20 protein-coding genes are annotated in these 23,069 nt (G+C 33.6%); 4 read left to right on the top strand and 16 right to left on the bottom strand.

Annotation, left to right across the window (positions count from 1 at the left end):
* Positions 1-48: 48 nt before the first annotated feature.
* On the bottom strand, positions 49-831 hold the full coding sequence (locus H611_RS0103790; RefSeq protein WP_027137096.1) for a zinc ribbon domain-containing protein: 783 nt from the start codon (positions 829-831) through the stop codon (positions 49-51).
* 3 nt (positions 832-834) lie between these two features.
* A complete protein-coding gene (locus H611_RS0103785) occupies positions 835-1,929 on the bottom strand; it encodes a Nif3-like dinuclear metal center hexameric protein (RefSeq protein WP_027137095.1) in 1,095 nt (364 codons plus the stop codon).
* Positions 1,930-1,976: 47 nt separating this feature from the next.
* Between H611_RS0103785 and lpxK the strand changes: the two genes are divergently transcribed.
* A complete protein-coding gene (lpxK, locus tag H611_RS0103780; RefSeq protein WP_027137094.1) occupies positions 1,977-2,981 on the top strand; it encodes a tetraacyldisaccharide 4'-kinase in 1,005 nt (334 codons plus the stop codon).
* Here lpxK and H611_RS0103775 read toward each other — a convergent pair.
* From H611_RS0103775 to H611_RS0103745, 7 genes are read right to left on the bottom strand one after another with little or no spacing between them, the layout of a single operon-like run.
* Positions 2,978-5,215, bottom strand: a complete 2,238-nt coding sequence (locus tag H611_RS0103775; protein WP_027137093.1) for an ATP-binding protein — start codon at positions 5,213-5,215, stop codon at positions 2,978-2,980. The two genes, lpxK and H611_RS0103775, sit on opposite strands and share 4 nt — an antisense overlap.
* A 27-nt stretch (positions 5,216-5,242) precedes the next feature.
* Positions 5,243-6,259 carry a type I glyceraldehyde-3-phosphate dehydrogenase gene (gene gap, locus H611_RS0103770; RefSeq protein ID WP_027137092.1) on the bottom strand — a complete coding sequence of 339 codons (1,017 nt, stop codon included), beginning with the start codon at positions 6,257-6,259 and terminating at the stop codon, positions 5,243-5,245.
* Between the two features lie 2 nt (positions 6,260-6,261).
* Positions 6,262-7,140, bottom strand: coding sequence for a lipoyl synthase (lipA, locus tag H611_RS0103765; protein WP_027137091.1), 879 nt, complete (start codon positions 7,138-7,140; stop codon positions 6,262-6,264).
* A gap of 48 nt (positions 7,141-7,188) precedes the next feature.
* Positions 7,189-8,433 carry an NRAMP family divalent metal transporter gene (locus H611_RS0103760; protein WP_027137090.1) on the bottom strand — a complete coding sequence of 415 codons (1,245 nt, stop codon included), beginning with the start codon at positions 8,431-8,433 and terminating at the stop codon, positions 7,189-7,191.
* A 1-nt stretch (position 8,434) separates the two neighbouring features.
* A complete protein-coding gene (locus H611_RS0103755) occupies positions 8,435-8,980 on the bottom strand; it encodes an RNA polymerase sigma factor (protein WP_027137089.1) in 546 nt (181 codons plus the stop codon).
* Entirely contained in the window at positions 8,971-10,083 is a 1,113-nt protein-coding gene (locus tag H611_RS0103750; RefSeq protein ID WP_027137088.1) for a glycosyltransferase, read from the bottom strand. Before H611_RS0103750 ends, H611_RS0103755 begins: the two co-directional genes overlap by 10 nt.
* Positions 10,084-10,089: 6 nt before the next feature.
* Entirely contained in the window at positions 10,090-10,293 is a 204-nt protein-coding gene (locus H611_RS0103745) for a hypothetical protein (protein ID WP_027137087.1), read from the bottom strand.
* Between the two features lie 147 nt (positions 10,294-10,440).
* On the opposite strand from H611_RS0103745, the gene aqpZ reads away from it, so the two are divergent.
* Positions 10,441-11,127, top strand: coding sequence for an aquaporin Z (gene aqpZ, locus H611_RS0103740; protein WP_027137086.1), 687 nt, complete (start codon positions 10,441-10,443; stop codon positions 11,125-11,127).
* Positions 11,128-11,199: 72 nt separating this feature from the next.
* Here aqpZ and H611_RS0103735 read toward each other — a convergent pair whose 3' ends face one another.
* Genes H611_RS0103735 through H611_RS0103720 form a run of 4 tightly spaced genes read right to left on the bottom strand, consistent with a single transcriptional unit; the run spans position 11,200 to position 14,792 of the window.
* Positions 11,200-11,988 (bottom strand): anti-sigma factor, encoded by a 789-nt coding sequence (locus tag H611_RS0103735; protein WP_027137085.1) that lies wholly within the window; start codon positions 11,986-11,988, stop codon positions 11,200-11,202.
* A gap of 10 nt (positions 11,989-11,998) precedes the next feature.
* Positions 11,999-12,529 (bottom strand): RNA polymerase sigma factor, encoded by a 531-nt coding sequence (locus tag H611_RS0103730; protein ID WP_027137084.1) that lies wholly within the window; start codon positions 12,527-12,529, stop codon positions 11,999-12,001.
* A 59-nt stretch (positions 12,530-12,588) separates the two neighbouring features.
* Complete coding sequence (gene murB, locus H611_RS0103725) at positions 12,589-13,602, bottom strand: UDP-N-acetylmuramate dehydrogenase (RefSeq protein WP_027137083.1); 1,014 nt, start codon at positions 13,600-13,602, stop codon at positions 12,589-12,591.
* Positions 13,602-14,792: a pyridoxal phosphate-dependent aminotransferase gene (locus H611_RS0103720; RefSeq protein ID WP_027137082.1), complete on the bottom strand. Its 1,191-nt coding sequence runs from the start codon at positions 14,790-14,792 to the stop codon at positions 13,602-13,604. Before H611_RS0103720 ends, murB begins: the two co-directional genes overlap by 1 nt.
* Before the next feature lie 126 nt (positions 14,793-14,918).
* On the opposite strand from H611_RS0103720, the gene H611_RS0103715 reads away from it, so the two are divergent.
* Complete coding sequence (locus H611_RS0103715; RefSeq protein ID WP_027137081.1) at positions 14,919-16,259, top strand: aspartyl protease family protein; 1,341 nt, start codon at positions 14,919-14,921, stop codon at positions 16,257-16,259.
* Between the two features lie 52 nt (positions 16,260-16,311).
* Here H611_RS0103715 and H611_RS0103710 read toward each other — a convergent pair whose 3' ends face one another.
* The gene (locus H611_RS0103710) at positions 16,312-16,737 is read right to left on the bottom strand and encodes a DUF1573 domain-containing protein (RefSeq protein ID WP_027137080.1); all 426 of its coding nucleotides are present in this window, start codon (positions 16,735-16,737) and stop codon (positions 16,312-16,314) included.
* A gap of 406 nt (positions 16,738-17,143) precedes the next feature.
* Here H611_RS0103710 and H611_RS0103705 point away from each other — a divergent pair, with 406 nt between their 5' ends.
* Complete coding sequence (locus H611_RS0103705) at positions 17,144-19,780, top strand: valine--tRNA ligase (protein WP_027137079.1); 2,637 nt, start codon at positions 17,144-17,146, stop codon at positions 19,778-19,780.
* 69 nt (positions 19,781-19,849) lie between these two features.
* Here H611_RS0103705 and H611_RS0103700 read toward each other — a convergent pair whose 3' ends face one another.
* Together H611_RS0103700 and H611_RS0103695 are read right to left on the bottom strand one after the other, a co-directional pair.
* Positions 19,850-22,171: a TonB-dependent receptor plug domain-containing protein gene (locus H611_RS0103700; protein ID WP_027137078.1), complete on the bottom strand. Its 2,322-nt coding sequence runs from the start codon at positions 22,169-22,171 to the stop codon at positions 19,850-19,852.
* Positions 22,164-23,054 carry a FecR family protein gene (locus H611_RS0103695; RefSeq protein ID WP_035483311.1) on the bottom strand — a complete coding sequence of 297 codons (891 nt, stop codon included), beginning with the start codon at positions 23,052-23,054 and terminating at the stop codon, positions 22,164-22,166. Before H611_RS0103695 ends, H611_RS0103700 begins: the two co-directional genes overlap by 8 nt.
* Between the last annotated feature and the right edge of the window lie 15 nt (positions 23,055-23,069).

Genomic DNA, 23,069 nt, shown 5'->3' with positions numbered 1-23,069 from the left:
AAAAAGCCTTTACAATTTGTAAAGGCTTTTTTTATTAGGGTAATACTATTAGCTTAATTTAGCAAATAATTTTTCCATTTTTTCTTTTTGTTCTTCAGCTAACTGTGCATCAACTAAGATTCTACCACTATGCTCATCGGTAATTACTTTTTTACGAGCAGCTATCTCTACTTGGATTTGTGGAGGAATAGTGAAGAAAGATCCACCAGAAGCACCTCTTTCAATTGGTACAACGGCTAATCCATTTTTCACATTTTTACGAATTCTTAAATAAGCAGCAACTAAACGCTCTTCTATTTGATTTTTATAATCTTCAGATTTATTAATTAAGGCTTGTTCTTCTTTTTCGGTTTCAGCTAAAATATCATCTAATTCAGATTTTTTGTGCTTTAGATGGTTTTCACGCTCTTTTAAACGCTCTTTAGTTTCAGCTATAACTTCTTTTTTCTGCTCTATTTGGGCTTTAAATTCTTTAATGTGCTTTTCAGCTAACTGAATTTCTAACTCTTGGAATTCAATTTCTTTAGTTAAAGAATTGTATTCTCTGTTATTTCTAACATTTTTTTGTTGCTCACTGTACTTTTTAATTAAAGCTTTGGCTTCTTCAATTAGATTTTTCTTAGCAACAATATCGTTATCGATTACTTGTAAATTAGCAACTAATTTTTCTAGTCTAATGTTCAATCCAGCAACTTCATCTTCTAAATCGCGAACTTCTAAAGGAAGTTCTCCACGAACATTTCTAATTTCATCTATACGAGAGTCGATGAGTTGTAAATCGTATAAAGCTCTTAAACGCTCTTCAACAGTTACTTCTTTATTCTTGGCCATACTTTAAAAATACTTAACAGGATTTGTATTTGTGTTTGATAAAATGATTGCAAAATTAGTAAATTTTTTCGTAAGATACGATACTAAAAGGTTTTTTGTGAATTGCTCACTTTCATAATGTCCTATATCGGTTAAGAGAATGTTATTTTCGGCCATAAAAAAGTCGTGATATTTTAAATCGGCTGTTATAAAGGCATCAGCACCAGCAGCTTTCGCAGCATTAATAGCAAAGCTTCCTGAGCCTCCCAAGACGGCAACTTCCGTGATTGATTTATTTAATAAGGCAGAATGCCTGATGCATTTTGTTTTCATACTGTTTTTAACATGAGAAAGGAACTCTTTTTCACTTATAGGTTTATCGAACACACCTATCATGCCCATGCCTATATGCTGGTTTTTATTTTCTATAGTAATTATTTCATACGCCACCTCTTCATAAGAATGGGTTTTCATTAGGGTTGATACAATTTGTGTTTCTAAGTGTTTAGGGAATGTGACCGTAATTTTGGTTTCTTCTTCAGTATGTAAAATACCTTTTTTTCCTAGTGTAGGATTAGAATTTTCATTGCCCTTATAAGTGCCTAAGCCGTCTATGTTAAAGCTACAGTCGTTATAGTTACCTATGCTGCCGGCACCAGAATTAAACAGTGCATTTCGTAAGGTTTCGGCCTCCGCTTTAGGAACATAAGTGGTTAGTTTTTTTATGGTATTGGCCTGAGGAATTAGAATGCGAGTGTTTTTTAATTTCAATTGTTCACAAATCATTTGGTTAACCCCTAGGTAAGCATTGTCTAAAGCTGTGTGCATGCTGTAGATAGCAATGTCGTTTTTTATAGCTTTTAAGACTACACGTTCTACGTAGGTTTTTCCTGTTAGTTTTTTTAAACCTTTAAATATAATGGGATGAAAACTAACAATTAGGTTGCACTTTTTTTCAATAGCTTCATCTACAACAGATTCTAAGGTGTCTAAAGTAACTAACACACCGCTTATTTTGGTAGATTTGTTCCCAACCAATAGACCAACATTATCAAAATCTTCAGCATAGGCTAGCGGTGCAAGTTTTTCTATATAGTGAATAACATCTTGAACAATCATGAACTTGTATATTTGTACCAAAGATAAAATATTATACTTTCGCTCTAATGAAGTTAATTAGAAAAATAAGTTTTCCGTTTGTCCCATTATATTATTTAGCAACTTATTTACGAAATAAGATGTTTGATTGGGGTATTAAAAAATCGATGCGCTATGAATTTCCGGTAATATGTGTTGGTAATTTAAGTGTTGGCGGGACTGGAAAAACACCTATGATAGAGTATCTAATTCAACTTTTAAAAGATGATTATAAAATAGCGACCCTTAGTCGGGGTTACAAGAGAAAAAGCAAGGGGTACCAATTAGCGAGCCAACAATCGGATGCTGATCAACTGGGAGATGAGCCTTTTCAGTTCTATAATAAATTTAAAGAACAGGTGCTTGTGGCTGTCGATGCAGATAGGGCTCACGGAATCGAACTATTAAGAAACAATGACATTGCACCTGAAGTAATTCTTTTAGATGATGCGTTTCAGCATCGAAGGGTAAGTGCGGGTTTAAATATTTTATTAAGTACTTACTATAATTTATATACAGAAGATATTTTATTGCCAACTGGAAATTTAAGAGAGCCTAAAAGTGGCGCTAAACGTGCAGATGTTATCGTGGTGACAAAATGTCCATCAAATTTATCTGAGAAAGAAAAAATACAAATAATTAAATCTATAAATCCGAAAACGCATCAGCAGGTGTTTTTTAGTAGCATAAATTATGGTGCGGAGGTTATTTCAGATCAAGACAGGCTTACTCTGGAGGTATTAAAAGATCTTACTTTAGTTACAGGTATAGCAAACGCTAGTACTTTGGTTGATTACTTAAAAGGTAAAGGTTTAAAATTTAATCATTTAAATTTTAGTGATCATCATGAATTTACCAGTGATGAAATTTCGGAGTTAAGTAAACTAGAATTGATTTTGACTACCGAAAAAGATTATATGCGACTAAAACAATACGAATCTTTACGGGGTAAATTGTATTACTTGCCGATAACTGTTCAATTAGATCGACCAGAATTATTTGCTAAACGAATTTTAGAATTTATTGAAAATTAAGCCGATGTGGGTTTTTGTTTTTTTGAGGACAAGGCATTGTAAAGTTTCTTTTCGAATTCTTCCTGTTTAAAAGGTTTTGGAATAATATCGGTAAATCCAGCCTCTTCAAATTCATGCATTTTATCTTCAATTGTAACGGCTGTAAGAGCAAAAATCGTAAGTTCTTTATCGAAGGAACGTACTATTTTGGTCGCTTCAATACCGCTAATACCTGGCATGTGAATATCCATTAATACAATGTCGTATTTGTTTGCTTTAATTTTTTCAACCGCAGCTTCACCATTGTCAACAATATCACACTTCAGCTTCATTTTCGTTAGTATTTTCTTGGTAATCATTTGGTTGATTTTGTTGTCTTCAACCACTAAAATCTGAACATTTGTTAAGTCAACATCATCGATATTACCTTGGAAATAGTTTCCTGAGTTGATGGTGTTTTCTTTAGATGAGGTATGTTCCAGAGGAATTTCAAAATAAAACGTAGTACCTTTGTCGAGTTCGCTTTTTACGTAAATTTTACCTTTAAGAATATCTATAAGTCCTTTTACAATTGAAAGTCCTAAACCAGTGCCACCATATTTTCGGTTAATTTGAATCGAACCTTGTGAGAAACTCTCGAACATTTTATCCTGTTTTTCCTGACTGATACCAATGCCGTTATCTTCTACTTCAAATCGTAGGGTGTAAATATTATCTTTTTCTTCTATTTTATAGACACGAATCCAAATATCACCATCTTGAGTAAATTTGATGGAGTTACCTATCAGGTTGATAAGGATTTGAGAAATTTTTAATTGATCGGCAATAAAGTTTTCACCAAGATGATTGTCGTACTCAAAATGAATTTTTACTTTATTATCCTGAGCCGAATTGTTTAGAGCCAAAATAATATTATTTATTTTTTTCTTTAAATTAAATGGCTCAGGTTCAATATCAACTTTATTGGCCTCGATTTTATTAATTTGTAGGATGTCATTAATAAAAGTTAAGAGGTAATCTCCCGAGAATTTTAATGATTTTAAGTGCTGAACTTGCTCAGGTTTTGGATTTTCCTCCAGCAACATATTACTTAATCCTGTTACTGCATATAAAGGCGTGCGTAGTTCGTGTGTTACGGTCGACAAGAAATTAGCTTTTGTTTTCGAAGCTAATTCTGCTTTTTCTTTAGCAATAATAAGTTCTGCATTTTTTTTATGCAGCATGTTGTTAGTTTTAAGCCTGATATTGTTATTCTTGTAAAGCGATAATGTTAACAAAGATAAAATAGTAATGAGTGCAACACTTAAAATGGAAATTAATGTGTTTAAACTGTTGTCGTCTTCGGCTTGTTTAAGTTCTTTAATAATTTCACTGTTTTTTTCAAGCGCGTCATTAAGAAGGTATTGAGTTTCTTGTGCTTTAGATGAATTGGCGCGCTTAATTGCAACTAATGAATCTGAAATTACAATATGCTTTTTAAGATAATCTCTGGACGTTTTATAATCTCCTAAGTCATTATATATATCACTTAAAGCAAGATAACCATCAAATAAAATGCTCGAGTAATTATATTCTTCAGCAATTTTTAATCCTTGGCTAGTTAATTCTATTGCTTTTTGATTGTTGTTTAATTTGTTTTGAACAATACCTAGGTATATGAGGTTTTCACATTCAGTTTTTGGTAGTTCTTCACGCCTGGCAATATCTAAAGATTGATTGATAATATCTCTTGATTTGCGATAATTTTTTAAGTAGTAATAGGCTTTGCCTTCGCAAAGGAGTGCTTCGGCTAAGTCTTTGTTTAAGTTTTCTTCCTGAAATTTTGATTTTGCAGCGGTGTAAGAATCTAAAGCTTGATAATATTGTTTTTTAGCTAAATAAACATCGCCATATATTTTATAAGACTTCCCTAAGTTTTTATTATCGTTAATAAGGCGCTGTACTTCTATTGCTTTAGTTAGCGACGTGATGGCTTGTTCGTATTCCTCAATGTAATATTGTAGCTTTCCTTTAATAGCAAATATAATTCCGGTACTTTCTTTATGATCTAATTTCTCAGCTAATTTAAGTGCGGTATCAAGGTTTTTCTGGGCCTTGTAATAGTTGAAATTTTCTAGTTCTAATTGTGCCTGATCGATGCGGTAATTGATATTATTCTGAATCAATTCAGGATCTTCATCGATTGAATTTTGTGAAAATACAGCGAAGTTCATCAATAACAATAGGCCAAGTATGTAGCGATTAATATGGGACATAATAATTTATATTACAGACAAATATAATTATTTTATCGATAAAACACCCTTTTTTATCGATAAATTGCATATTAAATCAATAATTCTTTGAGAATACCCCGATTCATTATCGTACCAACCTATAATTTTCACCATATTTCCTATTACCGATGTCATGCCAGCATCGAATATACAGGAATGGGTGTTACCTATAATATCTATGGAAACTATGGGGTCTTCCGTATATTCCAGTATTCCTTTATAATGATTTAAAGATGCTTCTTTAAATATATTATTTATTTCTTCAATATTAGTATTTTTTTTAACATTGAATGTAATGTCGGTTAATGAACCATTGATTACAGGTACGCGAATACCACAACCCCCTATAACATCTTTTATTTCAGGGAATATTTTTGTTAGTGCTTTTGCAGCTCCTGTTGTTGTTGGAACAATGGATTGCCCAGCCGCTCGTGAACGCCGTAGATCTCGATGAGGTTGGTCGTGTAAGCTTTGATCGGTGGTGTAAGAATGAATCGTTGTTATATAAGCTTGATTAATTCCACATAAATTTTTAATGATATCAATCATTGGGGCTGCATTATTTGTAGTGCAGGAAGCATTGGATATGATAGTTTCAGTACCATCAATACTATCCTCATTAACCCCTAATACAATAGTTTTAATATCATCTTCTAAAGGGGGTACACTTAATACAACACATCGGGCTCCATTAGTTATGTGGTTGTTTAAATCTTTACGACTTTTAAATTTCCCTGTTGATTCAATAACAAAATCCACATCGAAGGGATTCCAATCAATATCTTTAGGGTGTTTATGATTTAAAAGGGCAACCCTGTTGTTGTTAACAATAATGTGATTATCGTCATGTGTAATCTGGCTATTAAAAATCCCATGAACACTATCGTATTTTAATAAGTGACTTAGCGTCTTTGTGTCGGCTAAATCATTTATGGCTACAACTTGAATGTTATTATAGGCCTGAAGTAATCTGAAAACACGTCTACCTATTCTACCAAATCCATTGATAGCAACTTTAACCATATTTATTCTATGTGTTTTTGCGCTTTATAAGAAGAACGTACCAATGCACTACTTTCTACATGACGGAATCCAAGTTCCAGCCCAATTTCTTCGTATTCTTTAAATTGCTCAGGGCTTACAAAGTGTTTTACAGGTAAATGTTTTTTACTCGGTTGAAGGTATTGTCCAATAGTAACAACATCAACATCGTTAGCTTTTAAATCATGAAGTGTCTCTATGACTTCTTCTCGCGTTTCTCCTAATCCAAGCATGATGCCAGATTTGGTGCGGCGCTGACCAGCTTGTTTTAAATATTTTAAAACGTCCATACTACGGTCGTATTGTGCTTGAATTCGAACCTCGCGTGTTAAACGTCTAACAGTTTCAATATTATGAGAAACTACTTCAGGAGCCACATCTACAATTCTGTCAATGTGTTTTTCAATGCCTTGAAAGTCTGGGATTAATGTTTCAAGGGTTGTATTGGGATTCATGCGTCGCACAGCTTTCACTGTTTCAGCCCACATAATGCTTCCCATATCTTTTAAATCGTCTCTATCAACACTGGTTAAAACGGCATGTTTAATATTCATCAGTTTAATGGAGCGAGCTACTTTCTCAGGTTCATCCCAATCAACCGTTTCTGGTCTCCCTGTTTTAACACCACAGAACCCACAAGAACGAGTGCAAATATTACCAAGAATCATGAAAGTAGCTGTGCCTTCTCCCCAGCATTCACCCATATTAGGACAACTTCCTGAGGTACAAATGGTGTTCAATTTGTACTTGTCAACTAGGCCTCTTAATTCGGTGTATTTTTTTCCGGTTGGAAGTTTAACACGTAACCATTTTGGTTTCGCTTTTCTTTCTGGTAATATATTTGATGTTGTATCTGTCTTCATTCTGAAAAAATAAAGCACAAAGATACAAAGTATTATTTTAAATAAATCCTAAAGCGTACTGAGATACCAACCGCTAAACCCCAAAAGAAAAGCAATGCCAAACCAACTTAAAATATGAAGTTTTTTAGAAGGATGCCAAGCTTTAGGTGTATGTTTACTTGAAATAAGAATGTAATTCATAATCGCGAAAAAAGGTGCTGTAATGAAGGATAAGATGGTCGCTAATTTTATAAGGGTTCCCATTTCGGATGCTAAAAAGAAAAAGATAAAAATACTTCCAAAGAAAAGTAGGGCCATCCAGAATTTGTAATTGAATTTGGTCTTTTCATCGAATAATAATTTCGTAGCGTGGGACATGGCTCTTGGAGAAGCATCCATAGTTGTTAGGGTGGTGCTAAACATGGTTGTAAATGCTGCAATTCCAATTATTAAATAAGCCCAGTTACCTAAGTTTTTAGTGTATAAATCTATGAGTTGTTTTGAGAATAGGCTAGCTGAATTACTAAAAGTTTCTCCAGAATCATACATGACCAATGCGCCTAATAGGAGAAAACCAATCCCGAGAAAAATGGTGCTTATATAACCCACATTAAAATCGAACAAAGCATATTTGGATTCATAGTTTTTTGTGGTGTCGTTCTTTTCTATGGTCCATAACGATTGCCAAACAGAAACATCTAGTGGAGCGGGCATCCATCCCATAAAGGCAATGAGAAAAGCAATTTCTGTATGGTTAACGGGTAATACTTGAGTTATGGATAATGGTTGTGAATGATTTGATAGAGCGATGCTGACCGCAATAATGGTGCTAATAGTAAGGGTAATAATGATAATTTTCATTAACCTATCTAATAGTTTGTACTTGCCAATTATTAGTAATAGTACGCAGATGATTAATATGATAACTGTCCATATTTCGGTGCTAGATAAGGTTTTGTGACCAATTACAATAGAGGGTAAATCACCAAATAAATTGGAAGCTAGCCCTGCAGTAACAATGGTAACAGCTGTTTGAATGGTAAACATAGTGGCTAAATTAAGTAAGTAGTAGGTAATGAGTACCCCTTTGCCAAGTTTAAAGTAACCATCTAGTAAGCTTTCATTAGTTGCGGTAGCATATCGAGAACCGAATTGAAAAACTGGGTATTTGAATATATTCACAACTAATAGTGCCCAAATAAGACCCAATCCAAAATCGGCACCAGCGCGTGTAGACTGCACTAGATGTGATACCCCTATGGCTGCACCAGCAAATAACAATCCAGGACCGAAATGTTTAAGTTTCGAAAGCATATTATGATTTCTGAATAATTTCAGCAAGTAATTTTTTAGCACGTAAAAGTTTTACTTTTACATTGTTTATAGGCTCATTCAACTGGGATGAGATTTCCTTGTAGCTTAATTCCTGAAAGAAACGCATATTAATGATTTCCTGATAATGAGGTTTTAATTTTTTTACATCACGAAGCAGTTTGGCTAGGTTTTGTTCGGTGATAATTTTATCTTCAGGAGTCGGAGCCTCATCTAAAATTTGATAAATAGATTTGTCATCATTTGATAATACTTGGGCGATTGATGATTTTTCTTTCCTAAGTAAATCGATATGAATATTTTTTGAAATTGTTATGAGCCAGGTTTTGAATTTATAAGATTCATCGAATGTTTCTATCCTGTCGAAAGCACGCGAAAAAGTTTGAATAGTAATGTCTTCAGCGTCGTTTTCATTTTCAACACGTTTAAGCTGATAGCCATAAACATCGTCCCAAAAAGTATCTAATAAATAATTAAAAGCCTTTTGGTCGTTTCGTTTGGCTCGTTTAATAGCGTTATTTATTTCCAATAATTTGGTTTTGATGAAAGATTCTTTATAAATATAGTTAATTGTACAATAACTAAAAAGATTTCGAGAAAAGGGATGAAAATAATTAAATCACTTTCGTTCAGTTTTTTTGAAGAAACTCCAAGTACCACATACATTAAAATGAGTCTTATCGAAATAATGCCCAATACGAAAAGCCACTTAAATTGGGTTGTTATTAGAAAGATAGTAAGTACCCAAAAGACTAATTGTAAACAGTAAATCAGGCCTAATAGTAGTTTGTGCTTTAATTTATAATATTTAGCCGTTGAAATGTGTCGACGTTTTTGTTTAATCCAGGCACCAAAACTCGATTTAGGAATGGATTCCGTAAAACTGTCCTGAGAGATACAAATAGTTGTATTGTTTTTGTTAGCTACCTGATTTACAAACAAATCATCATCGCCCGATCGTACTTTTATATGATTTATAAAACCATTTGCCTTAAAGAATTCTTTTTTAGTGTAAGCAAGATTTCTACCTACACCCATGTAAGGCAATCCTATCTTAGCAAATGAAAAATAATTAACGGCGGTTAATAAAGTCTCAAAGCGTATTAATTTATTAAGTAGGGAGTTTTTCTTTTTTGCATAAGCGCCATACCCTAAAATAACCGACGAATTTTTATTAAAATGAGAAGTCATGCTCCGAATCCAATCTTTAGATATTGGTTTGCAATCGGCATCGGTAAATAGCAGATGTTCGTGAGTTGATGCTTTTATACCAAGGGTTAAGGCGTATTTTTTATTGCCCCAAAAGGCTTCAACATTTTTTACATTGACAATTTTAATGTGATTATGGCATTGCTGAAACTGTTCCATAACTTCGAGAGTCTCATCACTTGAAGCATCGTTGATTAATACAATTTCGAATGATTCGTAATTTTGATTAATAATTAAGGGCAGGAAGGTTTTTAAATTATTGGCTTCATTTTTAGCACAAATAATTACAGATACAGGTAGCTGTTTGGAGCTGCCTCTTTTTGGAATAAAAAAAGCAAATCTTGAAAAAATGAACAGATAAAAAATAACTTGAATAAATACTACCGCACAGAATGCGTAGAACACAAAATCAAGTATATCCATGTAACATTACGAGTGTTGAGGTTCGTTGCAAGAACTAAATTGGTCTGGAGTTTTCCCGCAAAAACCACAAGCTTCTCCATCTTTATTAAGCATAGGGTTTTGGCTGGCACAAGTGCCTGCAAATTTTCCGTCTTTTTTTGCCCATATTTTAATGGCAATTCCGGCAACACCTAAAGCTAATAAAGCTATTGTTATAATAAGAAGTTTCATTTAAAATTATTTTATGCAAAGGTACGGATTTTACACAAAAATTTATAATTCATTTTAAGATAGAAATGGTGTGAATGTAATTTTTTTAAACACTTATTTGTTATAATTCGTACATTGTAATTATCTAACTATTAAACTATTATTAAGATGAAAAAATTATTTGCAGAGTTTTTTGGAACATTTTGGCTTGTTTTTGGAGGCTGTGGTAGTGCTATTTTTGCAGCAGGGTTTCCAGATTTGGGTATTGGTTTTGCTGGTGTAGCGTTAGCATTTGGTCTTACCGTGTTAACCATGGCGTTTGCTGTAGGGCATATTTCTGGAGGTCACTTTAATCCTGCGGTTTCTTTTGGTTTATGGGCTGGAGGGAAATTTAAAGCCAAAGACTTGGTAGGTTATATATTAGCGCAGTTAAGCGGTGCTATATTAGCTGCCGGTGCTCTGTATTTGATTGTTTCTGGAAAGTCTGATTTTGTTGATATTAGCGGTTTTGCCGCGAATGGTTATGATACCTTGTCACCCGGTGGCTATTCAATGGGGTCGGCATTAGTGGCTGAATTTTTGTTAACGGCCTTTTTCCTACTAATAATTTTAGGAAGTACAAATGAACGCGCTCCAAAAGGATTTGCTCCTATTGCTATAGGTTTAGGTTTAACACTAATTCATTTAATCAGTATTCCTATTACTAATACATCTGTAAATCCTGCGAGGTCTACTAGTCAAGCATTATTTGCCGGAGGAGAGTTTATTACTCAATTGTGGCTGTTCTGGTTAGCACCTATCGCTGGAGCTATTGTTGCTGGATTTATTCACAAAGCTTTGTTTGATAAAGAATAATACCTAAGCAGCATAAATAAAAAAAACCTCAATTTTTAAATTGAGGTTTTTTTTATGCAATCCTATAAAATACTATTGAAAGTCTATTTCAGCAACTGTTTTATCCATGGAGGCAATGGTATTTCCTCCTTTTGGCTCAATGGTTATATTTAAACCAAGAGCATCTTCGGTATATGGAATAGCTCTTAGTTGTCTGTCGGTTTCATTTAGAATACCTAAACTAACCATTTTGCCCTGTAATTCAGCCCAAATTTGATAACATTGTTCTTCTGGTAATTGTGGCAAAGAAACGACATCAATCATCGATGTTTTATCTTTGGGATTAATATATGCTACGGTTTTTAGGTTTTTAGCACGACTGTTCCCTTGCATAATATATTTATATGTTTCCGGGTCATTAAGTTGCTTAAATTGTAGCATGATATCATCTAACTTTTTGTTATTCATTTCGATATCACCACGTAAATCGAAAATTTCATCAACTACAACTTGATTTTCTTTACTTAATTTTTGATTCTGATTGTAGAAAATATAAGAGGTGCCTGCAAATAGCATAGCAACAATGCTAGCTGCAACACTAAATTTGTACCATTTTTTATAATTTCTTGAGCTATTTATGTTCACAACTGGAGCATCGTCAAGTTCGTCTAGTATATTATCAAGTATACTAGTAGGTGCCTCAACAGCATTGCTTTTAGCAACAATTTCTAGATTGTACTGCAAGGTGTTATAGTGGTTCTGAACTTCTGGGTATTTTGAAATAAAGGATTCGACTTCTTGGGTTTCGGATACAGAAGTGTTTCCTAAAAGATATTTTTCTAATAGGCCAGAAATTAAAAAAGTAGATATTTTTGCATTCATGACTTTTGTTTTAAGGATTATAAATTTTTTTCAATTCTCGTAATCCAATTTTTAATCTTGATTTTATAGTTCCTAACGGAATGTCCAACTCATCGCTTGCCTCTTGCTGCGTCATGCCCTCAAAAAAGAGCGCATTTAGTACAATTTGATATTTTTCGTCTAAACTGCCAAGGTGTTTTTGTATATCTAACACGTCTTGATTAAGTTCATGCGAATTTATTTTATATACGGATGAGGTTTCAATTTGGACTTCGTTACCACTTTTGTTTTTTTGCGATCTGATTTTGTCTATAGCTGAATTATAAGCTATTCGATAGAGCCAGGTAAATAATTTAGCTTTTGTAGGATCGTATTTTTTAGAGTAGCGCCAGATTTTTACAAAACTTTCCTGCAGCACGTCTTGGGCAGTTTCATCATCTGAAATGATTTTTTTTATCACACCAAATAAGGCATCGGCATAGTTTTCATAAAGCAATTTAATAGCTTTTTTATCACTACGCTCAAGCAGGTCGATTATTTCTTTTTCTATTGGCGATATCAAGACGAACGAGTTTAGGTTAAAATTTCAAGATGTAAATATATAAAGTTAGTAACTTCTTTTTATAAAATGTTTACTTCGGCTTCAATTGGGATTTCAAATATACGTAATACGGTGTCTTGTATGAGTCTAGATAAATTTAAAATGTCAATGCCTTTGGCGTTACCGTAGTTTACCAATACAAGAGCCTGGTTTTTATGAACGCCGTAATCTCCAAATCGCTTACCTTTAAACCCTATTTTTTCAATAAGCCAACCGGCAGGTACTTTAACTTCAGTTTCAGAAACGGGATAGCTGGGAATATCTTTAAAATTTTCCTGTAACTTATTAAAATGTGATTTCGATATCACTGGATTTTTAAAGAAACTACCACTGTTTCCAAGTATTTTAGGATTGGGTAGCTTGCTTTCTCTTATGGCAATCACGGCATTTGAGATATCCTTAATTTTAGGGTTGGATACCTTCATTTTTTCAAGTTCAGCTGTAATCGCGCCGTAATTCATATTTAAATTATGGTGAGTTTTACTGAGTTTAAACGTTACGCTGGTAATTATGAATTGCCCTTTGAATTCCTGTTTAAATACCGAATTTCTGTATCCAAACTGACATTCGGTATTATTGAATGTTTTTAAATTTTGAGTATTTATTTCAACAGCTTCACAGGAGTGAAATACATCTTTTAGTTCTACACCGTATGCGCCTATATTCTGAATAGGGGCTGTACCAACATTACCTGGTATAAGGGATAAGTTTTCAACTCCGCCGTAGTTATTATTAAGGCACCATAAAACGAAGTCATGCCAGTTTTCTCCAGCTTGTGCTTTTACCAAAACATAGTCATCGTAATCTTCAATAACTTCTATTCCCTTCAAATTAATGTGGATAACCAAACCATTGAAGTCTTGGGTAAGCAGCATATTACTGCCACCACCTAAAATAAGCTTGTTTGGGTGATCCGTTAGAGCTATGATGTGTTTTAAATCCTCGATTGTAGCTGCTGAAACAAAATAGTCGGCAGTAACATCAATACCAAAAGTATTAAAAGGCTTTAAGGAAATGTTCTGTTTTATCTGCACTAATCTTTATAAACTTTTAAAGCTTCTTTTAAAATATGTACGGCTTTAATTAAACTTTCTTTATTAAGTACGTAAGCAATGCGAACTTGGTTTAAACCCAATCCCGGAGTGGAATAAAATCCACCAGCTGGAGCAATCATAACCGTTTCGTTATTAATACTAAATTTTTCTAATAACCACTGTGCAAAATTATCCGAATTTTTTATTGGCAATTCTGCAATGCAGTAAAATGCACCTTTTGGCGTACCTACTTTTACTCCATCAATTTGTTTGAGCTCATGAATAAGTGTATCACGTCGGTCTACATACTCGGCAATAACGTCATCAAAATAACTTTGTGGTGTATCTAAAGCAGCTTCGCTTGCAATTTGAGCGTATGTTGGCGGACTTAAACGTGCCTGTGCAAATTTCATAACCGTTTGCATCACGGTTTTATTCTTTGAAATTAAACAACCTATACGGGCACCACACATACTGTAGCGTTTAGAAACTGAATCGATTACAATGGTATAATCGTCCGTGTTCTCTAATTGCATAATGGAGTAGTGGCTATTGCCGTCGTAAACAAATTCGCGATATACTTCATCTGCAATTAAAAATAAATCATGTTTTTTTGCAATAGCAGCTAATTGTTTTATTTCCTCTTCAGAATATAAATACCCTGTTGGATTCCCCGGGTTACAAATTAAAATAGCTTTTGTTTTATCTGTAATAAGATTTTCAAAAGTTTCTACCGGAGGCAATGCGAAATTGTCTTCTATGCTACAAACTGCTGGAACAACATTAACGCCAGTAGCAGTAGAGAAGGCAATATAATTAGCATAGAAAGGTTCTGATATAATGACTTCATCCTCAGGGTCCATGATGCTGCTAAATAGAAAAAGTAGCGCTTCACTGGCACCTGTGGTTACTATAATATCTGTGTGAGATACATGTATATTATGTTTCTCGTAATAGGCGGCTAATTTTTGTCTATAAGCTTTAGATCCCTCAGTTCTTGAATATGAAAGTATTTCAATGTCATTCTCCTTTACGGCATCTAGAGCAACCTGAGGTGTTTTAATATCGGGTTGTCCAATATTTAAATAGTAAATATGCTTGCCATCCTTTCGAGCTTGTTCAGCAAATGGCACTAATTTTCGTATCGGTGATTCAGGCATTAACTGCCCTTTTCTTGATATAGTTGGCATTATTATTTAATTATAAGGCGCAAAGTTGAGAAAATTATCTTAAAGTTTTTTTAAAATACCAACTAAAATATACGCTGTGTTTCAAAGATTTGTAAATTGAATAGATTAAATACGAAGCTATATCTCATGAAAAAATTATTAACATCCTTAATGTTTGTTTTTTTTATGGGTACTGTTATGACTTCTCAGAGCCAGTTTATAGTTCAAAATAAACAACAAACAGATAAAATTAAGTTTAAACTTATTAATAATTTAGTTGTAATTCCATTAGAAATTAATGGGGTAAGTTTAACTTTTTTATTGGATACCGGGGTGAGTAAACCTATTCTTTTTAATTTTTTGAATATATCAGACTCATTAAATATTAAGAATACGGAAACCATTTATTTGCGAGGACTAGGCGAAGGCGAGTCCATTGAAGCATTAAAATCGATAAATAATGTTCTTAAAATAGGGGATGCTATTAATTTGAATCAAGATTTGTATTGTATTTATAACGATAAATTAAACTTTTCTCCAAAACTTGGAATTACAGTTCATGGAATTATTGGCTACGATGTGTTTAAGGATTTAATTGTAGAAATTAATTATTCGAAAAAATTATTACGCTTAACAAATCCGGAGTCATTTGAATATAAAACCTGTAAGCAATGCGAACAACTGAATCTGGAGTTCTACAATAACAAGCCCTATATTAATGCAGAAGTTGTTACAGGAGGTAGGCAGGTGCCTGTTAAATTACTTATTGATTCAGGGGGTAGCGATGCGCTCTGGCTTTTTGAAAATGATACTTTAGGAATAAAATCCAGAGATAAGTTTTTCTACGATTTTTTAGGTCATGGGCTAAGTGGTAGTGTTTATGGTAAACGTACTAAAATAGAAGCATTAAAATTAAAAAGTTTTGAATTAAAACAAGCTAACGTGGCATATCCGGATTCCTCTTCCATCTCGATAGCTACAAAATTTAAAGGGCGAAACGGTAGTTTGGCAGGTAACATATTAAAACGTTTTAATATAATTTATGATTACAGAAACGCCTTGTTAACTCTAAAGAAAAATTCGAATTTTAAAGAAGCGTTTCGGTATAATAAAAGCGGAATTGAATTAGAACATGGAGGGGTTCGTTTGGTTCGCGAGGTAGAGAATAAATTGCCTGATGCCCGTATGGGGGCAGTTGAAAATAGTGAAAACGTAAATAGTACTCGCGTTATTTTAGATACTCAATACAAATTAACTTTAAAACCGGCATATGCCGTTGTTGAGCTTAGACGCGATTCTCCAGCACATAAGGCTGGCTTAAAAATAGGAGATATTATTATTGCCGTTAATGGCAAAGGAGCACATAATTTTACTTTGCAGGAACTCATGTATAAATTTTATGAAGACGAAGGGAAGCGTATTAAACTTAAGGTCGACCGTGACGGTCAGTATAAATTTTTTAGTTTTTATCTTGAAAACCCGATATAAAAAAAGCGCTAAGTATATACTTAGCGCTTTTAGTTAAACTTTGCAAAAATGATTATTGTTGCACAATACTTTTATCTTTCTTTTCCAATACACTATCGTTAGCAGTGTTAATAACTTCTCCTTTAATTTTAAGGGCAACAGTAGGTGTTTCGGCATTAGAAATAACAGTAATGGTTTTTCTAATAGGATTTACTCTGTTGGTATCATATTTTACTTCAATTTCTCCAGTTTTTCCTGGTAAAATTGGATCTTTTGGTTTTTTAGGAATCGTACAACCACAGCTTGATGTTACTTTCGAAATAATTAAAGGAGCGTCACCTGTATTAGTAAATTCAAATACACGGACACCGTTTGATCCTTTTTCGATGGTTCCGTAATCAATGGTAGTCGATTTAAATTCTATTTTAGCTACTTTGTCTTGGGCATTAATAGAAAAACTAATTAAACCGATGAATAAAATTGTAATTAACTGTTTCATAATTCTTAATTTATTTTTTTTGTTTTTTATGATATAGCACCTAGTCTATAGCAAATAACCAATAAAACGGCATTACTTTGGGGCTTATGCTATATCAAACATACTTACTTTTTCTACATTCTACAAAATTATTAGATGTATGGCAGTATCGTTAACATCTGTTAACATCCAATTTTAAAGCAAATGTACTTAATACCATGTCTGTAGAGTATTAAAAAATGTTAAAATAAAATTTCCCATTTTTTATGTTGTTCCATGTGAAATAGATTCATTACAGGTATTTTAATTTAATGTCTCTATCAAAATTTAAAAACAGCTGTATTCATTAAATTTTTAACATAGCTCGTTTCAGAACACAAGAAATATAAGTACTTTTGCAGATTAAATTCAAAAACTATTCCAAAGTATGCAGATGCCTTCAAAATATGATGCAAGTCAGGTAGAAAGTAAATGGTATGATTACTGGATGAAACATAATTATTTTCATTCAGAACCAGATGAAAGAGAACCATATACGATTGTAATTCCACCACCAAACGTAACGGGTGTATTGCATATGGGGCATATGCTAAATAATACTATTCAGGATGTGTTAATTCGACGTGCGCGTTTACAAGGAAAAAATGCATGTTGGGTGCCAGGAACGGATCATGCTTCTATTGCCACCGAAGCAAAGGTAGTTGCGAAACTAAAAGAGCAGGGTATCGATAAGAATAGTTTGAGTCGTGAAGAGTTTTTAAAGCATGCCTGGGAATGGACTCATGAGTATGGCGGTGTGATTTTAGAGCAGCTAAAGAAATTAGGATGTTCTTGTGATTGGGATCGTACCAAATTTACTATGGACGATGATATGAGTGAAGCCGTGATTAAAGTATTTGTTGATTTGTACAACAAAGGACTTATTTACCGCGGTTTTAGAATGGTAAATTGGGATCCGGAAGCAAAGACAACATTATCGGATGAGGAAGTAATTTACGAAGAAAAACAAGGTAACCTTTACTATATAAATTATCAAATTGAAGGAAGCGATGATACTTTAACAATTGCAACTACACGTCCTGAAACTATTTTTGGTGATACAGCCATTTGTATAAATCCTGAAGATGAGCGATTCACCCATTTGAAGGGAAAGAAAGCCATTGTGCCTATTTGTGGACGTGTTATCCCTATAATTGAAGATAGTTATGTCGATTTGGAGTTTGGTACAGGTTGTTTAAAAGTAACCCCGGCTCATGATGAAAATGATAAAAACTTAGGTGATAAACATAATTTAGAAGTAGTTGATATTTTTAACGAAGATGCTACTTTAAATAGTTATGGTTTACATTATGAAGGGCAAGATCGTTTTGCGGCGCGTAAAGCGGTTGCTAAAGAACTGGAAGATAAGGGTGTTTTAGTGAAAACGGAAACCCATATCAATAAAGTAGGAACCTCAGAACGTACCAAAGCGGTTATAGAACCTCGATTAAGTGATCAGTGGTTTTTGAAAATGGAAGGTTTGGTAAAACCGGCAATTGAAGCGGTTTTAGGTGAAGATTCAGAAATTAAATTATTCCCGAAGAAATTCGAAAACACCTATCGTCACTGGATGGAAAATATCCGCGACTGGAATATTTCTCGTCAGTTACTTTGGGGGCAACAGATTCCAGCTTACTATTACGGTGATGGTAAAGAAGATTTTGTAGTAGCCGAAACTATTGAGCAAGCTGTGAAATTGGCCCAAGATAAAACGGGAAATGCGGCGTTAACGGCTGCCGATTTGCGTCAGGACAGCGATGCCTTAGATACCTGGTTCTCTTCTTGGTTGTGGCCAATGAGTGTTTTTGATGGTATTAGAAATCCTGAAAACACCGATATTAAGTATTATTATCCAACAAACGATTTAGTTACAGGACCAGATATTTTATTCTTCTGGGTAGCACGTATGATTATTGCAGGATATGAATACAAAGGAGAAAAACCATTCAATAATGTATATCTAACAGGTCTGGTGCGCGATAAACAACGCCGAAAAATGAGTAAATCCTTAGGGAACTCACCAGATGCTTTAAAATTAATAGAGCAGTATAGTGCCGACGGTGTTCGTGTAGGGTTGTTATTAAGTAGTGCTGCCGGTAATGATTTATTATTCGATGAGTCTCTTTGTCAGCAAGGAAAAGGGTTTGGAAATAAAATCTGGAATGCTTATCGTTTAGTTGATGGTTGGACTGTTGATGAAAGCATTGCGCAACCGGAATCGAGTCGAGTTGCTTTAGAATGGTACGAATCTAAATTTCAAAAGGCTTTATTAGAAATTGAAGATCATTTTAGTAAATACCGTTTAAGTGATGCTTTAATGGCTATTTATAAACTAATTTATGATGATTTCTGTGGTTGGTTGTTAGAAATGGCAAAACCAGGGTATCAACAACCAATAGATGCTGTTACCTATAAGGCTATTATTGCTAGTTTTGAAGAAAATTTAAAGATAGTACATCCGTTTATGCCGTTCTTAACTGAAGATATCTGGCATTACATAGCAGAAAGAACACCTGAAGAAGCTTTAATTGTGTCACAATGGCCAGAAGCAAAACCAGTAAATGAAGCTTTAATTGCTGAATTTGAATTTGCATCAGAAGTTATTTCCGGAATAAGAAATATTAGAAAGCAGAAAAACATTGCGTTTAAAGATGCTATTAATTTAGCGGTTATAAATAACGAGCAGGCAAGTACAACATTTGATGCTATAATTACTAAACTCGGAAATATTGAAACCTTAGAATATGTTTCAGAACCGGTTGAAGGGGCTTTGACTTACCGTGTAAAATCAAATGAGTATTTTGTGCCAATGGCTGGTAGTATTGATGTGGAGGCTGAGGTTAAAAAGTTAACCGAAGAATTAAACTATACTGAAGGGTTCTTAAAATCCGTTCAGAAAAAATTATCAAACGAGCGTTTTGTTAATAATGCACCAGAGCAAGTTGTGGCTTCAGAAAAGAAGAAAGAAGCTGATGCCTTGGCAAAAATTGAAACACTAAAAGCGAGCTTAGCGAGTTTAAACTAGAGAAATATTTAAAATCTAAATAGGGTCTGAATGTTTTGAGGTATTCAGACCTTTTTTTATGAATGCATTTTAAAGAAATACCCTAAAACTAATATTTGGGGTAATGCCTAGGGAAAGGTTTTCAACTTTATTAATGGTGTTGTTATTATCTAATGTGTAATAGGTGTTAATAATATTTTTTTTGTTTAAAATATTCCATACTGAAGCACCAATAGTAGCGCGACTGTTTCTTGATAAATCAAACCCATAGGTTGCCGAGCAATCGGCACGGAAATAATCTTTTAGAGTTGAGCTGTTCGGACTTTTATAAGTAATATCATCTCTGTTTGTGTTGTCGTAGTCCAATGGCTCGGTGGTTGGTTTTCCGGAATGCCAGTTAAAGCCTAAGGCCAGTTTTAGTTTGTTATAGGTATATGTGCCAGCAAAAGTTACAGCATGTCTTATATCAGTGTTATTAGGGAAAGGGGTGCCGTTATTTAGTGTTTTAAAGGTGTAATTGTTGGTGCTGTACGAGTAGGATACCCAGGTACTGATAATACTGTCAAATTGCTTATTAAGTAAAATGTCTAGTCCTTTAATTTCATAGGAGCCAATTGCATTGGTAAATTGGTATTGATTTTGAAATCCCTGACTTCGGGTTGTAATGCCGTTTACTTTTTTAATATAGGTTTCTGCACTGAAAAGCAATTGATTTTTATTAAAATGAATACCAACTGACAGTTGTTTGCTTTTTGTAATGGGTCTGTTATCGTTATTAGCTAACACCCAACGACGCTTTTCTATACCAAGAAAATCGTTTTGTAAGTCGATAATTTGTGAGGTGGTCTGACTTTTAAATTCACCAAGTATTTCAAAACGGAAATAATTTAAAAATCGCTGACTAAAACTTAACCTAGGTTCGGCTAAAAACATATTAAATTTCTGAAAATAATTGAAACGTCCACCTAATTTTAAATTGGTATTGGCATTATACGATAATAAATTAGTTTCAGCGTAAATAGCATGGCTTCGAATAACTTCCTTAATGTAACTGCGGTAAACAGGATTGTTAACATCGGCTAAGTTACTGATGCCAATTTCTGAAAATTGATACCCTGCATTAAATCTCAATTGATTATTGAAATTATAATCTATATCAAGCTTTATGGCGCCATCATAAACTTCATTTTCTTGAATAAGGCGTTGGTCGTTTAATATATCTTGATTGGTCGCATCTAAATCATAGTTAGAAACATATATTTGCGTAGAGGTTGAAACATCTTGGTTCCAATCTCTAGTATAGGATATACTGGCAGCCTGATTTTCTTGTGTTAATCTGCTGTTTAAAGCTTCATTTTCGTTATTTATAGTAGAAACTTCATCATAATGTAGATTGTTTTTTCCATTTAAAAGATTCAGCCTGAATTTATCTTTCTTACTAATGTCATATAGAAATTTTAAAGACACATCGTAAAAGTAAAAAGATTCGTTTTTAGAAATCGAATTGGTATTCTTTTCAGTATTTGAAAGTTCCGAATCCTGAAATACACGTTTGAAATACTGGTTGTATGTAGGTGTTAATATTAAATCGGTAACCGATCGACGTGCCGAGAGTTGTAGTTCGGCTTTTTTAGAAAGTGGGATTTTGGTATATCCATCAGCATTAATAAGGTTAAAGCCCAAGCCAGCCTGAAAATCATTATCAATAACGTTCGAAAGCCGCATGTCTATTACACTGGAAATACCATCGCCATATTTTGCATGGGTACCATTTTTATAAATATTAATGTGCTTGGTCGTGTAAGGGTTAAATGCGGAAATTAAACCAAAAAAATGTCCCGACTGGTACATTTTTATGCCATCCCAAAGGATGAGGTTTTGGTCATGAGTCCCACCACGAACATTAATGTTAGAAACCGTTTCATCGGTACTCATAACACCTGGTAGTGCTTGAATAATTTGTAAAACATCGGGTTCTATTAATCCTGGAAGGATACCAAAAGTTTCGGGTTTTAAACTGATAGATCCATCATTGAATTTTGTTATACCCTGAGTTAGGTAATTGGTTATAACAACTTCTTCCAATCGTTGTGTGTTAAACTGTCCTTTCTTAGGAAGACTAATTTTCTTTATAACAACAAAGCGATCGTCTATTTTTTCAAAACCCAATTGGGTGTCAATCTTTAAAAATTCCAGGGCTTCATCTAAGCTAATATCAGGACTTGGTAAAAAGGCCTGTTTATTCTTAATATTGTCATCAATATAGGAGAAACTTACTTTATAACGAGATTCAAGAATTTTTAAAATTTTAAATAAGGGTTCTTGTTTTTCCTGATTGTTTTGAGCCAAAAGCATAAAAACATTCAAAAAAAACAGGATGGTAAGAATAGAAAATCGATTGTTTCTATTCACGTTTTAAAGTTATAGTTTTATTGTTACGACTAATTTGAGCTCCTAAAGCGATAGATTTTAAAGCAACTTCCAGGCTGTCGTGAGTAAAATTGCCTGTAAATAATTGCCTGCGGTCAATATTTTCAAGCTTAATATTTACACCGTACTGTCTTTCAAATTCAGAAATAACTTCGCCGTAGGGTATGCTTTTAAATGAACTTTCGTTATTTATCCACGAAGGGGTTGTGCGTATTTCTTTTTCTTTAGCAACTTGTTTCCCATCGATGATTAAAAAACTGTCTCCAGGTTTTAATTTGGTTTCTTTGGAATTTAAGGTAACACCAACTAACCCTTCGTAGCAAATAACTTCAAAATATTCATTGCGTTGTTTCACGTTGAACTCTGTACCATATACGGTAACTATACCCACTTTGGTTTTTACTTTAAAAGAAGAGCCTTTAGCAACTTTAAAAAAGGCCTCGCCGTCTAGGTCGACTTCACGATTCGATTTCCAAGACGATTTATTAAAGGCTAAAACAGATTTAGCATTTAAATTAACAAAAGATGCGTCTGGTAATTCTATCATGGTTTTTTCTGCAACTTCAGTTGTTATGGTTGTATCTAAAGTTGTAGTATAGTAATATAAACCAAAACAAACAGCCAAAACAGCAGCAATGCGCATTATAGGCTTTAGCCATGATGATTTATTAGCTTTCTTAGTTTTAATAGTCAATAATACGGCATCTAATTCCTTAGTAGTATCGTAAGTATCGGCTTTAAAATTTTGTAAGCTGTTGTTTAACTTCATTAAATCATCATAGTCTTCAAGCTTTTTAAATGCTTCAAGTTCTAGATCATTTAGATCGTTATTAAGCCATTTTGATATTAAATTTTCTCTGTTCATGATTTATATACAACT

Source organism: Gaetbulibacter saemankumensis DSM 17032, assembly GCF_000425645.1.
Taxonomy (GTDB): Bacteria; Bacteroidota; Bacteroidia; order Flavobacteriales; family Flavobacteriaceae; genus Gaetbulibacter; species Gaetbulibacter saemankumensis.
This window is presented reverse-complemented; position numbering and strand designations above follow the sequence as displayed.